Source organism: Gordonia sp. WA4-43 (genome assembly GCF_020520305.1).
GTDB classification, from domain to species: Bacteria; Actinomycetota; Actinomycetes; order Mycobacteriales; family Mycobacteriaceae; genus Gordonia; species Gordonia hongkongensis.
This window is the reverse complement of record NZ_CP084736.1, coordinates 4,257,031-4,271,343: the sequence shown is the minus strand read 5'-3', so window position 1 is coordinate 4,271,343 and position 14,313 is coordinate 4,257,031. Positions and strand designations below refer to the sequence as shown.

Sequence of the window (14,313 nt, the reverse complement as noted above, 5' to 3'; positions counted from 1 at the left end):
TCATCATGGACTTCCGACTCTCCGACATCCACACCGACCTCGCCTCGACGGTGGACGCCATGCTGGGCAAGGCCGACATGCCGACCGCCACGCGCGCCTGGGCGGCCGGTGACCGCGCGGCCGTCGCCAAGGTCTACTCACAGCTGGCCGACGCGGGCATCAGCGGACTCCTGATCGACGAGTCACACGGCGGCAGCAGCGCCGGGGCCGTCGAGATGGTCGTCGCCGTCGAGCAACTCGGACGCCACTGTGCCCCGGGCCCGATCGTCGAGAGCGTCGCCGTGCTGCCGATCCTGCTGCACGACGCCGACGTGTCGGGCCCGCTCAGCGACCTCGCCGAGGGGCGGCTGGCGACCTGCGCGATCGGACCGCTCCAGCCGTTGGCCGCCGACACCGCCGCCGCCGATGTCTACCTCGTCGAGGACGGAGTGCTCTCGCGGGCCACCGTGCAGAGCACCGAGCCCTCGGTCGACAGCACCCGGACGTTGTCGCGGGTCACCGCCGGCGACGTCCTGGCCACCGGGGTCGATGCGTCCGACGCCGCGGACGCAGGTGCACTGGCCACGGCCGCGCAGCTGCTCGGCCTGGGTCAGGCGATGCTGTCCATCGCCTCGGAATACGCGCAGTCGCGCAAGCAGTTCGGCCGACCGATCGGGTCGTTCCAGGCCGTCAAACATCATCTCGCCGACGTGGCGATCGCCATCGAGATGGCCCGCCCCCTCGTTCACGCAGCCGCCCTCGGCGTCGACGGCCAGGTGCCGGAGGGCACCGACGTCTCGCGCGACATCTCGGCGGCGAAGGTCGCGGCCGCCGAGGCCGCCGACCTGTCGGCCCGCCGCTCGCTGCAGGTGATGGGGGCGATCGGGTATACCGCCGAGCACGACATCTCGCTGTACATCACCAAGACCCGGGCGCTGCTCAACGCCTGGGGCTCCCCTGCCGTACACCGCCAACGCATCCTGGAGACGCTGTGACCGTCAGTACCGGCATCGAAAGCCCGGCCATCGGCGCCGAGGAACGGGAGGCACTCGTCGAGGCGGTGCGGGATCTCCTGCGTCGCCGGGGCGATTCGACGACGGTCCGCACGGCCATGTCCGCCACGGGGCGCATCGACTCGAACCTGTGGCAGACGCTGTGCACCGAGATCGGCGTCGCCGCGCTGGCTGTCCCCGAGCGATTCGGCGGTGCCGGGGCGTCATGGATGGAGTCGGCCGCGGTGCTCGAAGAACTGGGCGCCGCACTGAGTCCCGTCCCCGCGCTCGGCTCCGCACTCGCCACCGGCACGATCCTGCTCGCGGGTGACGACGACGCGTCGTCGCGACTTCTGCCCGCCCTGGCCGCCGGCGAGCGGACCGCGGCGGTGTGCTGGGCCGGTGAACGCGGCTGGCAGACCCCCGGTGTGCGTGCCGACGCCGGACTCCTCACCGGGACAGCCCACTTCGTCGTCGACGGCGAGTCGGCCGACGTGCTCCTCGTGCTCGCGGCCGGCCCCGGGACACACCTGACCCTGCACGAGGTGGCCGCCGATGCGGACGGCGTCTCGGTGTCGCCGATGCCCGTCCTCGACCCGACCCGGGCGCTGTCCTCGGTGCGCTTCGACGAGGTGGCGTCCGCGGCGATCCCCGCGCCGGACGATCTCGCGTCCCGGCTCCGTGCGCTCGCCTGGGCCCTGCTGTCCGCCGAGCAGGTCGGGGGCGCGCAGCGAACGCTCGACCTCACCGTCGAGTACACCAAGTCCCGCAAGCAGTTCGGGCGCACCATCGGCTCGTTCCAGGCCCTCAAGCATCGGATGGCCGACATGTACGTGCTGGTCGAGACGGCGCGGTCGATCTCCCGCGCCGCCGTGGCCGCCCTCGCCGCCGACGACCCGGACGCCGACGACCTGGCGCTGGCCGCCAACGTGTACTGCTCCGATGCCTATCGTCGTGTCGCGGGCGAGGCCATCCAGCTGCACGGCGGCATCGGCATCACCTGGGAGCACGACATCCAGCTCTATTTCAAACGCGCACAGGCCACGTCGCAGATGTTCGGTGCCCCGCACACCGCGGTGACCGAAGCGGCCCGCGCACTGCGCTGACCCGACCTCAGTGCCGCCGCGGCCGCCACCGGGCGAGCAGCCGCTCGACCGGATCGGTCAGCAGCAGTAGGAACAGCGGCAGATTTCCGCTGCGCGGGAACACGATCGCGACGCCCAGTGCGACCGCGAGGATGATGAACGTGGCGACTCCGCTCGACGAGGCAACCCATCGGTCGGTGGCGTCGTCGTCGGCGAGCAGTTCCCGGTGCCGACGGCCCCATTCGGCGATCCCGATGAGCGAGCCGACCGAGACGGCCAGCACACCGATGTAGAGGATGTTGGCCTGTTCGATGTGGGCGCCGTCGATGAGGGCCGTCGCGAAGGGCAGCGCCACGATCGTGAGCAACCAGATGAAGTGGAGGTTGATCAGCGTGCGGTCGTAGGCGCGGAAGTACTCCATCGTCTGATGGTGCTGGCGCCACAGGATCCAGATGACGCCGAAACTGATGATGAAGCTGACCAGTTCGATCGAGTTGTCGGACACCACGTCCGCGACCGACGAATCCTCGCGCAGGTCGTTCGCGATATCGACGAGCGGGAGCACCAGCAGGGTCAGCGCGATCGCGACCACCGCGTCGGCGAATGCGATGAGCCGGCTCAGTCCCTCTCCCGACTGTCGGTTCTCCGGTTCTGCCATGCGATGCACTGTAGAACGACCGACGGGCGACCGGTGGGTCAGACGGCGAAGGCCGCCTCGACCGTTGCCTCGTCGAGTCCGTAATCGGCGAGCTGGTACCGGTGCTGCGGTTTGCGCGCACCCGACCGGCTCTCCTCGTCGAGCGCGGTCACCGCCGCACGCGCGTCCTCCGACATCGGGGTGTCCAGCGCCGCGTACACCCGCTCGACGGTGCCCATCGGGTCGTTGCGCAGATCGGTGAAGTCGATGTCGAGGAACTGGGCCGGGTCGTACCGCTTCCGTGCGGTGGAGAACTCACGGAGTCCGCGTGACCACAGCTCGAGTTGGTCCTGGCCCACTTGCTCGCCGGTGAACGTCGTCGACCATCCCGGGGTGGCGTGTTCGGCCAAGCTGCACATCGACGCGATGAGAGTGCTGGGCGGCCGGTGCGTCTGGATCACCAGGGCATCCGGGTACGCCGCCATGAGCGCGTCGAGCGCGAACAGATGGCTGGGGTTCTTGAGCACCCACCGCTTGCCGGGGTCGTTGAGCCCGATCAGCTGCAGGTTCTTGCGGTGTCGGAGATACGCCGGCGTCCAGTCCTGTTGGGCGAGCCACCTCGAGTAGGTCGGGATGTGCGCGAGGGATTCGTACGAGATCGACATGACGCTCTGGCGGAGCAGCTGCCAGCACTCCTCGACCTCGCCGGCGTCCATGTAGTGCAACCCCATGAACTCGGGATTCTCGACGTGATGTTGCTCGAATCCGGCCTGGATCTGCTGGTAGACGGGATTGTCCGACCAGGTGTCGCGCGGCGGCCGGGGCTGCGGGAACTCGGCGAGCCACATCTCGACGCCCTGGTGCGCCGGATCGGCGGCCAGGAGTCGGTGCAGCGCAGTCGTTCCCGTCCGCGGCAGGCCGGTCACGAAGATCGGCCGCGTCACCTCGACGTCGGCATACCCCGGGTTCGCCTTCCACGACGCCTCGCTGAGCAACCGGGCGACCAACGCACCCTTGAGGAAGAAGCGGAACATCTTGCTGCCGATCTCGGTCAGCCCCGCCTCGAAGCGGTAGGAGTCGAGCAGGATGCCCAACGGCTCCAGGTACTCGGTGTCCCCGAAGTCGTCGAGGCCGGTGGCGCGACTGGCCGAGGAATGCAGGTCCTCGATCGTGCCGACGTCGGTGCGTGCCGCACTAGTCATGGTATTCACCGCAATTCACGTCCAGGGTGTGCCCGGTGATGGCGCGCGCCATCGGCGAGGCGAGGAACACGACGGCGTCGGCGATCTCGTCCGGCTCCGGCAATCGCTTGAGGTCGGACTTCGACGCCGTCTGCTCGTAGACGTCGTCGGGTGAGATCCCGTATTTCTTGGCGACCTCGCCGAAGTACCACTTCAGCTGGTCGTCCCAGATGTAACCCGGTGCGACCGAGTTGATGCGAATCCCCTTGTCGCCGAGTTCGGAGGCCAGCGACTGCGACATCGCCAGCAGCGCCGACTTCGCGATCTTGTAACTGCCGTAACGGGGTTCGGAGTGCCGGATGACCATCGAGTTGATGTTCACGATCGAGCCGTCGGCCTCGGCCAGCGCGTCGGTGAACGCGCGGATGACCCGCAGTGTGCCCAGCACGGTGACGTCTATGCTGCTCGCGATCTGATCGAAGTCGGTGCGGGACAACGGCTTCATCGACGGGAGCGCGAAGGCGTTGTTGACCAGCACATCGGCCCGGCCGAACTCGTCAACGGTGGTGGCGACCAGATTGTCGACGGCGGCGTCGTCGGTGATGTCGGCCGGGACGACGAGACTGGTCCCGCCGGCGGCGTCGATCTCGGCGGCGACCTCCTTCAGCCTTGATTCCGTACGGGCGGCGAGGACGACCCGTGCGCCCTCCGCGGCGGCGCGCAGGCAGATCGACCGCCCGAGTCCCGGACCGACACCCGAGACCACGACGACCTTGTCGGCGAGCAGACCCCCCTGTGCGCTCATCCCAGCATCCTTTCGGCGAACCCGCGCTGACGTGCCGTGATCCGCTCCGCCCAGCCGTCGGCGTCGATCCTGTTGTGCTCGAGGTGCGGCAGATGGTCGGCGACTTCGTCGAACGCGACGACCTGTGCGGTCGGGCCCAGGTCCGGGCCGATCGGCGAATCACTGCGCTGCCACCGGAACTGCAGGATGCCCGTCGACCGGCCGGTCGTCTCGATCCAGTTCGCGACGCCCGGGTCGCGGTGGGACACCACCATCCGGATCATGCCGTCCGGATCCACCTGCGCCTGAGCGGAGTTCAGGCTGGTCTGGTGGTTGACGTAGTCCAGCGAGATGTACCACATGCTGCCAAGCTGGAATCCCTGGTACGGGGCGTCGGACCGCGGAATGGTGATCATCATCGCCTCGTCGGGCCCCAACCGGAAGTGTCCGACGGAGGAGAACTGCGTGCTGAGGCCGCCGGGGGTCTGCCGCGGTTCGGTGAACGTGTTGACCGGCTCGTCGAGGTAGAACCACTTCGGGAAATTGAACCAGGTGTTGATGCGAGCCGTCAGCATCTTGCCGGCCGTCGCGTACCGGCGGGACACCCGGGCCAGGTCCGGCTCCGGCGGCGCGGTCCCGATGGTGTCGACCCGTTCGATGGTGATCGACCCCTTGCGTTCGGACCAGTCGGAGTAGACCTCGCGCACCGCGAGCATCGACGCGCCCTCCCCGAGCGGGAAGTAGTCGTCCGGCGCATCCGGGATGGGTGGGCCGAAGGTCAGTTCGAACGACCCGTCGTCGGCGATCGTCAGCCGCCGGTCGTCGAACGCATCCTCGCCGCCCGGTACCGACGAGGCCGTGTAGTCACCACGCAGGACCTGGAAGCTGAGATCGGTTGTCGTACCGCGCCGCCCGCGTACCCGGTAGGTCCCGGTGGGCTCGACGTCGGCGTGATAGTAGAGCGTGTCCGGATTGTCCAGGCCCATCTTGGTCGACGGCCCGGTGGACGTCACGAAGTTCGGGTGGGAGATGGACCGGGCGCGCACCAGCTGGACGATGGCGGCGATACTCCCCGCGAGGTAGTCGTAGCCTTCGGCGAGATCTTGGTCGGTCTCGGCGAAATCGGCCGATGCGACCAGCTTCTCGGCCTCCGCGATCGCGTCGAGGAGGGGCTGCGTGACCAGCGGTGCGCCACTCGTTGTTTCGGTTGACGATGTCTCGGTCGTCGCTGTCTCGGTGCTCGTCGCGTCATCGACGGTCATAGCCAGGTGTCCCCGCCCGTCCATGTGAGGAAGTTTTCCAACTCTGCCTGTGCGGGTGTGACCCGCGGGTGTTCGGTCGACAGGTAGCCGCCACGGTAGAACAGCAACGGCTTGTCCTGCAGCACTTCTCCGAGAGTCAGTGCGCGGCCGATGACGATGTGATGGTCGCCGCCGTCGGTGACGGTCTCCACGTCGCATTCGACCCAGGTCAGGCTGTGCCGGATGACGGGGAGGCCGGCCGGTGACGGGTCCCAGGTGACGTTCGCGAACTTGTCGTCGCCGGGGGCGCCGAAGGCGGCGCTGACGTCCTGCTGGCGGTTCGACAGGACGTTCACACAGAACTTGCCCGTCTTCTCTATGACCTTCCAGCTCCGGGAGGTCTTCATCGGGCAGAAGAGGACCAGCGGCGGATCGAGCGACAACGCGGCGAACGACTGGCACGCGAACCCGACCGGCTTGCCCGCGTCGTCGAGGGTCGTGATGACGGTGACGCCGGTACAGAACTGGCCCATCGCCGTTCGGAACTGACGGGAGTCGAAGTCGGCGGACCCGTACGGCGAACGCGTGGACTGCTGGGCCGTGGCGCCGGAGGGCATCTCGGACAAGGGCATCTCAGCCCTTGAACCCGACGCTGAAGTCATGCCCCCACAGACTCACTGCCGTGCTCTCCCGGGCGATCCACTCGTCGTCCTTCACCGTGCGCCCCTCACAACCGAATTCGATGTCGAAGCCGCCGGGTGTCTTCATGTAGAAGGACAGCATGAGGTCGTTGACGTGTCGGCCGAGGGTCGCCGACATCGGCACCTTCTTGCGCAGCGCGCGGTCGAGGCACAGGCCGACGTCGTCGGCGTTCTCCACCTCCACCATCAGGTGGACGATGCCGGTGCTGTTCGGGATCGGCAGGAAGGCCAGCGAATGGTGCCGGGGGTTGCAACCGAGGAAGCGCAGCCACGGCACCTCGTCGCCCTCTTCGCGGCCGACGACCTGCGGCGGGAGGCGCATCGAGTCACGGAGCTTGAATCCCAGGACGTCCCGGTAGAATTCGAGCGCTGCCTTGTCGTCGGAGCAGGTGAGCACCACGTGGCCCAGACCCTGCTCCTCGGTGACGAAGCGATGCCCGTACGGGCTGACGACGCGCCGGTGCTCCAGCGCGGCGCCGTGGAAGACCTCCAGGGTGTTGTCCGCCGGGTCGTCGAAGACGATCATCTCGGCGACCCGACGGTCGGCGACCTCCTCGTCCTTGCCCTCGCGGAAGACCACACCCGCACGCGACAGCCGATCCCGGACATCCTGCAACTCAGCGGCATTCGCGACCTCCCAGCCCGCGCAGGCGAGCCGGTCGTGCTCGGACGGCACGATGACCAGACGGGCCGGGAAATCGTCCATCCGGAGATACAGGGCACCGTCGGTGAGACCAGAGCCCTCGATCATGCCGAGGACCTTGAGGCCGTAGGTGCGCCACGCCTCGATGTCGGTGGCCTCGATCCTCATGTACCCCAACGAGCGAATCGGACTGTCACTCATCTCGATCAATCCTGTCTTGTCCCTGCTCCCTGAGGAGCGAGCTTGCGAGCCACTTCCCTGCTCCCTGAGGAGCGAGCTTGCGAGCGTCACGAAGGGTCACACCATCGTGTCGCCGATGGGAATCCCGAACTCGCCGTTGCCGAATGCGACGTAGGCGCGCTCCGGGTCGTTCGCGGCGTGCACGCGGCCGGCGTGGGCGTCGCGCCAGAAGCGCTGGATCGGCGTCCCGTTCTCCAGGGCGTGGGCGCCCGAGTTCTCGAAGAGTCGGTCGATCGCGGCGATCGCACGTCCGGTCGCACGCACCTGGTCGCGTCGAGCGGACAGCCGCAGTTCCATCGGGACCTCCTCGCCGGCGAGGATGAGGTCGTACTCGGCCTGCAGGTTGCCCGACAGCTGGCGCCACGCGGCGTCGATGTCGCTGGCGGCCTCGGCGATCCGGACCTTGGCGAACGGATCCTCCTTGGCCTTCTCGCCCGCGTAGGCGGCCCGGACCCGCTTGCCCTGGTGCTCGACGTGGGCGCGGTAGGCGCCGTAGGCCATGCCGACGATCGGCGTCGCGATGGTGCTGGGATGGATGGTGCCCCAGGGCATCTTGTAGACCGGCGCGGTGTTGCGCTCGAGGCCCGGGCTCTGCCCCATCGACATCGTGCGCATGCTGAGCATGCGGTGCCGGGGCACGAACACGTCCTTGACCTCGATGGTGTTGGACCCTGTGCCGCGCAGACCGACGACGTTCCACACGTCCTTGATCGTGTAGTCCTCACGCGGGATCAGGAAGCTGACGAAGTCGACGGGCTTGCCGTTCTTGATGACCGGACCCCCGACAAAGACCCAGTCAGCAGTCTCGCAACCCGACGACCACGCCCACGAACCGTTGACCTTGTAGCCGCCGTCGACGACCTCACCCATGCCCATCGGCGCGTACGACGACGAGATCCGGACATTGGTGTCCGAACCCCACACGTCTTCCTGCGCCTGCTGGTCGAAGAGGGCGAGGTGCCAGTTGTGGACGCCGATGATGCCCGACACCCAGCCGGTGGACCCGCAGGCCGACGCGATCCGGCGGACCGCTTCGTAGAAGGTGACCGGGTCGACCTGGTAGCCACCCCACTGCTCGGGCTGCAACAGCCGGAAGAAGCCGGCGGTCTCGAGGCTCGAGACGGTCTCGTCGGGGATTCGACGCAGATCCTCGGTCGACTGCGCACGCTGCTCGAGTTCCGGGAGCAGGACGTTGATCTTCTCCAGGACCTGCTCGGCGGCTTCGCTCCGTTGTGCTGGCATCTCGCCTGCTCCTACTCGTCTCTCCTCGGCCGGACGAGCCGGCCGCTGTACCCATCGAGTTCGAGATTAGAACACGTTCTCATTTCTGTCGAGGACTGGGACTTTATGCCCATGTACAGGCCCGATCGGCGTTCGGGACGACGATCGGGCTGACAAATCTGAAACGTGTTCTAGTATTGGGTACAGTTCTTCGACGCGACACCAGCCACAGACAGGAGAGGGCACATGTCTTCAGGACCCGAGACGATGACCCCGAGCAGCCCCGGCGCGCCGAGCGCAGCCGTCGCCTCCGACGGGGCCGATGTGGGTATCCGGGAGATCGACACGGGTGCGCCGCCCACCCGGTTCGCGCGCGGCTGGCACTGCCTCGGCCTGCACGAGGAGTTCGACGACGGCAAGCCCCACTCCGTCACGATCTTCGGCACCAAGCTGGTGGTCTGGGTCGACACCAAGGGCGAGGTGAACGTGCTCGACGCGTTCTGCCGGCACATGGGCGGTGACCTCTCCCAGGGCAAGCTCTCGGGCGACAACGTGGCGTGCCCGTTCCACGGCTGGCTGTGGAAGGGCAACGGACGCTGCGCCGGCGTGCCCTACGCCAAGCGCAACCCGAAGCTCGCCAAGACCCGTTCGTGGCCGTCGATGGTCCGCAACGGCCAGATCTTCGTCTACAACGATCCCGAGGGCAATCCGCCCCCGGAGGAGTGCATCATCCCCGAACTCGAGGAATTCGGGTCCGACGAGTGGACGCCCTGGACCTGGAACCGCATCGTGATCGAGGGGTCCAACTGTCGCGAGATCATCGACAACGTCGTCGACATGGCGCACTTCTACTACGTGCATTTCGCTCTTCCGGATTACTTCAAGAACGTCTTCGAGGGTGAGATCGCCGCGCAGTACATGAATTCGCACGGCCGGCCCGACGTCACCCTCGGCACCAATTACGGCGACAGCCGCCTCGAATCGATCGCAGCGTATTACGGCCCGTCGTACATGTTGAACCCGATGATCCAGTACTACGGCGGCTACGCGGTCGAGACCATCCTCACCAACTGCCACTACCCGATCGACGAGAACTCCTTCGTCCTGATGTACGGCGTGATGGCCAAGGTCCCGGACGGCCTGACCGCCGAACAGGCGTCGAAGATGGCCACCAAGATCAGCGCCGGGGTCGAGGTGGGCTTCCTGCAGGACGTCGAGATCTGGAAGAACAAGACCCGGATCGACAACCCGCTCCTCGTCGAGGAGGACGGCCCGGTGTACCAGCTCCGCCGCTGGTACGACCAGTTCTACGTCGACAAGGCCGACGTCACCGACGAGATGACCGGCCGGTTCGAGTACGAGATCGACACCTCCAAGGCCCTTGAGAGCTGGAACGAGGAGATCCAGGAGAACCTGCGCCGCCAGGAGGCCGAGAAGGCTGCGGAATCCACGGCGTCGGAATCCACGGAGAAGGCCGAGGTCTGACGTGACCCGGGCGGCAGGGGTTCGGATGGCAGGGGCTCCCGGGGGTTCCGACCGTTGGGCGAAGGCGCCCGACTTCCAGAACGATCCGGACCGGCTCGCCCGGGTTCACGAGGCCACCCGCCGCGACCGCGAGCACTACCTGCAGGGTGGGATGCGCGAGATCGAGTGCCGGGCATGCCACGCCTGTGTGCTGGTGAAGAAGACCAGTTCGTTCCACACCAGCGTGCAGTGGAACGCCGACGCCCGGGACCGCTGCCTCGGCCTCGAGCAGATGCGCGCCGGCGGCGACGACGGGAACGGCCCGCTGCTGCCCGGAGCGATGATGCCGACGTGCGCCCGGCTGTCGGCGAGCATCGACCACGGGGTCACCGAGGGCATCATCCCGGCCGAGTCGCCCGCCACCGATCCCGACGGCTACTGGTGATCGGTTAACCGGAACTGCAGCACCATTAGATAACACAAGGCTCAGGCATCACACCGGTCACACGTTCGTCACTCCTGGGGAACGATCGACGACACGCCGTCCCGCCTCGGCCAAGCTGTCGTCATGTCCGTTTCGATGACGCGCGCCAGGCGCGTGACCTGCACCATCGCACTCACTGCCGCGTTGTCGGTCGGTGTTCCCCTTGCCGGCTCCCCACTCCTCGACACCGGTCACGCCGCGGCCGCGGGGTCGTCGGATTCCTCCGGTTCGGTCCCGATCTATCTGCCGATCCCGACCACCGTCGGCCTCAACGCGCTCGGGGCGGCGATCACCCAGATCGGCAAGCCGTACAAGTGGGCCGGCGTCGGCCCGCATTCGTGGGACTGCTCCGGGCTGGTGCGGTGGGCGTTCTACACGACCGGCGTCCAGCTCCCCCGGACCAGCCAGCAACAGGCGAAGGTCGGACACGCGATCCCGTTCCGTGCACTCGCACCGGGGGACATCATCATCTTCGGCCGCGACGCCGGGCACGTCGGCATCTACGCGGGCGCCGGTCGGGTGTTCAACGCCTACGGCCCCAACGGCGTCCCCATCGGATTCACGAAGCTGAAGGACATGGGCTACATCAAGACGATTCGTCGGTTCGGTTGATCTCGACTCGGTCGGCGGCACCCGCACGCGGCCATACGGTGCTCAGCACCCAGAATCCGACGACGACGAGGAGCAGGATCGCGACCACGACGGTCCCGATCAGTCCGTAACCCGCCTGCATGTCGGGGAGGTCGGCGTCGAGCGCCTCGGACACGCGGTCGGAGAACAGATGCGCGGCGGGGTCGCTCAGCGTGCGGATGCCGACGACGAGCACGATGACCGACGCCAGCCCGATGAGGCCGATGGCGGACGGGCGCAGACGTGGGCGCCACCAGCCGAGGGCGGCGACCACCGCGATCACGGCACCGAGCACCACCACGCTCAGGCCCGGGCGGCCGGTGTTGTCCTCGAAGAAGAACGCGACATCGTCGTCGCTGGCGCCCAGGATCGTGACGCGTCCCAACCCGGTGATCGACGGCTCCACGCCCTCATCGGTACTGCCCCACTGCACCTGTGCCAGGAGCACCAGCAGCAGACCACCCGCCAGCATCGTCGGCCACGCGAGGCCGCGGAGTCGTTCGCCCGTCCCTTCATGCTTGGTCATCCGATCAGGGTGCCATGAGCCGACGTCGGTGGATATCGGTCGGACTATCCGCAACGCCGTCCGCGACCGATGAGTTTGCGCGACCCTGTCAGTCAGAAGTTTCGACGGGCAGTCGTCCACCAGTTCACGCGGAGCAAGAAAGAGGACCCAGCAATGGCCGAGTATGCAGCCCCCTCCGGGGCACCGATCTGGTTCGACCTGATGAGCAGTGACACCGCGAAGGCCGAGGAGTTCTACGGCGCGATCTTCGGCTGGGAGGCCGAGGCCCCCGACGAGGAGATGGGCGGTTATCGCAACTTCCACAAGAACGGCAAGCGGGTGGCTGGGCTGAGCCCGGTGATGGAAGGCGCCGGGCCGCCCGACATCTGGACGGTGTACCTCCACACTGAGGATGCCGACGCCACGGTGAAGGCCGTCGAGTCGGCCGGGGGCTCGATCATGGTGCCGCCGATGGCCATCGGCGAGGAGGGCACGATGTTGATGGCCTTCGACACCGCGGGGGCGGCGATCGGGTTCTGGCAACCGAAGAATCACAAGGGGTACACCGAGTTCGGCGAGCACGGCACGCCCTACTGGTTCGAGTGTCAGAGCATGGACTACGCCAAGTCCGTCGAGTTCTACCGGACCGTGCTCGGCGCGCGCATCGAGGAGGTCGGCACCGGTGGCGACCCGGACGCCGTCGGGCCCGACAGCTACGGCCAGATCTTCTACGGTGAGGCGTCGTACGCGGGGATCATGGACTCGGTCAAGCTCTTCCCGGCCGGGGTGCCGTCGTTCTGGCAGGTCTACATCACCGTCGACGATGTCGCTGCCACGGTGAAGCAGGCCGAGTCGCTGGGCGCGGAGATCCTCATGGCCGGCGAGGACACCCCGTACGGGACGCTGGCCGCGATCAAGGATCCGATGGGCGCCCTGATCTGTCTGGGACATCCGCCCGCCGGCATGTGACGCGCAGCCGCGGTAGGGCTCGGTGCGCACCGAGTCCTACCGCGCAGGTCATCGGCGGCGTCAAACGTTCATCCCGCCGCAACGCGATGGCCGACGGCACCCTGTAGCGTCCGACTTCCACAGACACGATTCACCGTCATATCGCGTGGAACTCGTCGGCGTAGAACAGGATTCGCATGTCGGCACACGATTCGGCCGTCCCTCCCGCCTCCGTGCAGAGCTACCTCGACGAGGTCCCCACCTGGCGAGACGGCACACCCGCCCGCGCACACTCCGCAACCCGCTACTGCCGGGATCTCGTAGCCCCGCCCTTCCGACAAACCCACCCGTTTTCCGTAAACCCACCCGGTCCGAGCGTGGTGGGTTTACGGAAAAGGGGTGGGTTTGCGGATGCGGCTCCTCACCGCACCCCGGGTGCCCGGAGGAGTTCGCCGGTGACGACCCCGCGAATCGTGCGGACCGCCACGCCGCTCCATGCCAGGACGAGGACCGTGAACCCGGCGACGGCCACGACCTCGAAGACCGTCCCACCGACGGTGAGGGCCAGCGCACTCGAACCCGTGACGTAGGTGCCGAGGGGGAAGGTGAACGCCCACCAGGTCATCGCGAACGGCATTCCCGACCTCAGGGTCCGCGCGGTGAGCCGTGTTGCGACGGCGATCCACAGGGTTGCCGCCACCCAGACGGTGAGGCCATAACCGACCGTAAACGAATGCAAGGTCTCAGCCATGGGCGCGTCGACGACATGGGGTGCGACGTGGGCCAGCAGGCACGCCGCGGTGACCGATTGGCCGAGCGGTCCGAGGACGATCCACCAGGTGGGGACCATGTGCGCGGCGCCGACGTCGCCGGTGCGCAGCCGCGACGCCAGCACCCACAGAATGGGGAGCGAGGCGAGTGCGGCCAGCACGAACATCGCGCAACCGATCCCCATCACCACATGCGACGCCCAACCAGCGGACAACTGCGGGGTGAGCACCGCGGCCGCCGACGCCGAGACCATCGGGGGGACGACGGGCATCAGCCAGCCGCCGAACGCGTCGCCGACCGACGAGCGGCCGACGATGAGATGCCGATACGGGATGACCACCGCGGTGACGACCCCGCCGATCGTGCCGACGACCCAGCACACGAGGTCGATCCCCAGCGCCAGATCCCGGCCGATCACCGTCGCTCCGACGACCATCGTGCTGGTCCCGACCGTCATGATCGCCATCGGCACCGCACCGTAGAAGTGGGCGACGACGGGGTGGGCGTGATGACCGCGGGCGACCTCCGGGTCGCGGACCCAGTGCCGGACCGTGGCGACCAGCACGACGCCAAACACCGCGCAGGCCAACAGCCAGAAAACGGTTGCCACCTCCGCTAGACCCGTGGGCTGCCAGGGCAGGCTGTGCGCGGCGATCGCGATGATCCCCGTGCCCATCACCGCGGCGAACCAGTTGGGCGGCACGTAGGAGGCGCGACGCCGCCCCACCGCGCGGGCTGTTGCGGTCCCGAGGTCCGGTGCTGCGAGTCCGGCGGAGGCAGTGGTCGTGGTCATGTCCATCACGTTCC

15 protein-coding genes are annotated in these 14,313 nt (G+C 67.6%); 6 read left to right on the top strand and 9 right to left on the bottom strand.

Annotation, left to right across the window (positions count from 1 at the left end):
* Positions 1-5: 5 nt before the first annotated feature.
* Entirely contained in the window at positions 6-974 is a 969-nt protein-coding gene (locus LEL84_RS19390) for an acyl-CoA dehydrogenase family protein (protein WP_226514363.1), read from the top strand.
* Complete coding sequence (locus LEL84_RS19385) at positions 971-2,077, top strand: acyl-CoA dehydrogenase family protein (RefSeq protein WP_226512537.1); 1,107 nt, start codon at positions 971-973, stop codon at positions 2,075-2,077. The genes LEL84_RS19390 and LEL84_RS19385 overlap by 4 nt, the downstream gene beginning before the upstream one ends.
* A 7-nt stretch (positions 2,078-2,084) precedes the next feature.
* Here the strand turns inward: LEL84_RS19385 and LEL84_RS19380 are convergent, their stop codons facing one another.
* The 7 genes from LEL84_RS19380 to hsaA form a co-directional block, all read right to left on the bottom strand.
* Positions 2,085-2,714: a TMEM175 family protein gene (locus LEL84_RS19380; protein WP_226512536.1), complete on the bottom strand. Its 630-nt coding sequence runs from the start codon at positions 2,712-2,714 to the stop codon at positions 2,085-2,087.
* Between the two features lie 38 nt (positions 2,715-2,752).
* Positions 2,753-3,895: a sulfotransferase family protein gene (locus LEL84_RS19375; RefSeq protein WP_226512535.1), complete on the bottom strand. Its 1,143-nt coding sequence runs from the start codon at positions 3,893-3,895 to the stop codon at positions 2,753-2,755.
* Positions 3,888-4,679: an SDR family oxidoreductase gene (locus LEL84_RS19370; RefSeq protein WP_065629142.1), complete on the bottom strand. Its 792-nt coding sequence runs from the start codon at positions 4,677-4,679 to the stop codon at positions 3,888-3,890. Before LEL84_RS19370 ends, LEL84_RS19375 begins: the two co-directional genes overlap by 8 nt.
* Positions 4,676-5,920: a hypothetical protein gene (locus LEL84_RS19365; RefSeq protein WP_226512534.1), complete on the bottom strand. Its 1,245-nt coding sequence runs from the start codon at positions 5,918-5,920 to the stop codon at positions 4,676-4,678. Before LEL84_RS19365 ends, LEL84_RS19370 begins: the two co-directional genes overlap by 4 nt.
* Complete coding sequence (hsaB, locus tag LEL84_RS19360; protein ID WP_159371818.1) at positions 5,917-6,516, bottom strand: 3-hydroxy-9,10-secoandrosta-1,3,5(10)-triene-9,17-dione monooxygenase reductase subunit; 600 nt, start codon at positions 6,514-6,516, stop codon at positions 5,917-5,919. The genes LEL84_RS19365 and hsaB overlap by 4 nt, the downstream gene beginning before the upstream one ends.
* Before the next feature lie 16 nt (positions 6,517-6,532).
* Positions 6,533-7,444: an iron-dependent extradiol dioxygenase HsaC gene (gene hsaC / locus LEL84_RS19355; RefSeq protein WP_058251167.1), complete on the bottom strand. Its 912-nt coding sequence runs from the start codon at positions 7,442-7,444 to the stop codon at positions 6,533-6,535.
* Positions 7,445-7,540: 96 nt separating this feature from the next.
* Complete coding sequence (hsaA, locus tag LEL84_RS19350) at positions 7,541-8,725, bottom strand: 3-hydroxy-9,10-secoandrosta-1,3,5(10)-triene-9,17-dione monooxygenase oxygenase subunit (RefSeq protein WP_065629140.1); 1,185 nt, start codon at positions 8,723-8,725, stop codon at positions 7,541-7,543.
* Between the two features lie 225 nt (positions 8,726-8,950).
* On the opposite strand from hsaA, the gene LEL84_RS19345 reads away from it, so the two are divergent.
* From LEL84_RS19345 to LEL84_RS19335, 3 genes are all read left to right on the top strand, one after another.
* Positions 8,951-10,189 (top strand): Rieske 2Fe-2S domain-containing protein, encoded by a 1,239-nt coding sequence (locus LEL84_RS19345; protein ID WP_226512533.1) that lies wholly within the window; start codon positions 8,951-8,953, stop codon positions 10,187-10,189.
* A 25-nt stretch (positions 10,190-10,214) separates the two neighbouring features.
* The gene (locus LEL84_RS19340) at positions 10,215-10,613 is read left to right on the top strand and encodes a hypothetical protein (RefSeq protein WP_065629138.1); all 399 of its coding nucleotides are present in this window, start codon (positions 10,215-10,217) and stop codon (positions 10,611-10,613) included.
* 123 nt (positions 10,614-10,736) lie between these two features.
* Positions 10,737-11,264, top strand: coding sequence for a C40 family peptidase (locus LEL84_RS19335; RefSeq protein ID WP_058251171.1), 528 nt, complete (start codon positions 10,737-10,739; stop codon positions 11,262-11,264).
* Here LEL84_RS19335 and LEL84_RS19330 read toward each other — a convergent pair.
* Complete coding sequence (locus tag LEL84_RS19330) at positions 11,239-11,808, bottom strand: hypothetical protein (protein WP_226512532.1); 570 nt, start codon at positions 11,806-11,808, stop codon at positions 11,239-11,241. The genes LEL84_RS19335 and LEL84_RS19330 overlap by 26 nt on opposite strands.
* A 153-nt stretch (positions 11,809-11,961) precedes the next feature.
* Here LEL84_RS19330 and LEL84_RS19325 point away from each other — a divergent pair, with 153 nt between their 5' ends.
* Positions 11,962-12,756, top strand: coding sequence for a VOC family protein (locus LEL84_RS19325; RefSeq protein WP_004023121.1), 795 nt, complete (start codon positions 11,962-11,964; stop codon positions 12,754-12,756).
* A 400-nt stretch (positions 12,757-13,156) separates the two neighbouring features.
* Here LEL84_RS19325 and LEL84_RS19320 read toward each other — a convergent pair whose 3' ends face one another.
* Complete coding sequence (locus tag LEL84_RS19320) at positions 13,157-14,305, bottom strand: TDT family transporter (protein WP_226512531.1); 1,149 nt, start codon at positions 14,303-14,305, stop codon at positions 13,157-13,159.
* Between the last annotated feature and the right edge of the window lie 8 nt (positions 14,306-14,313).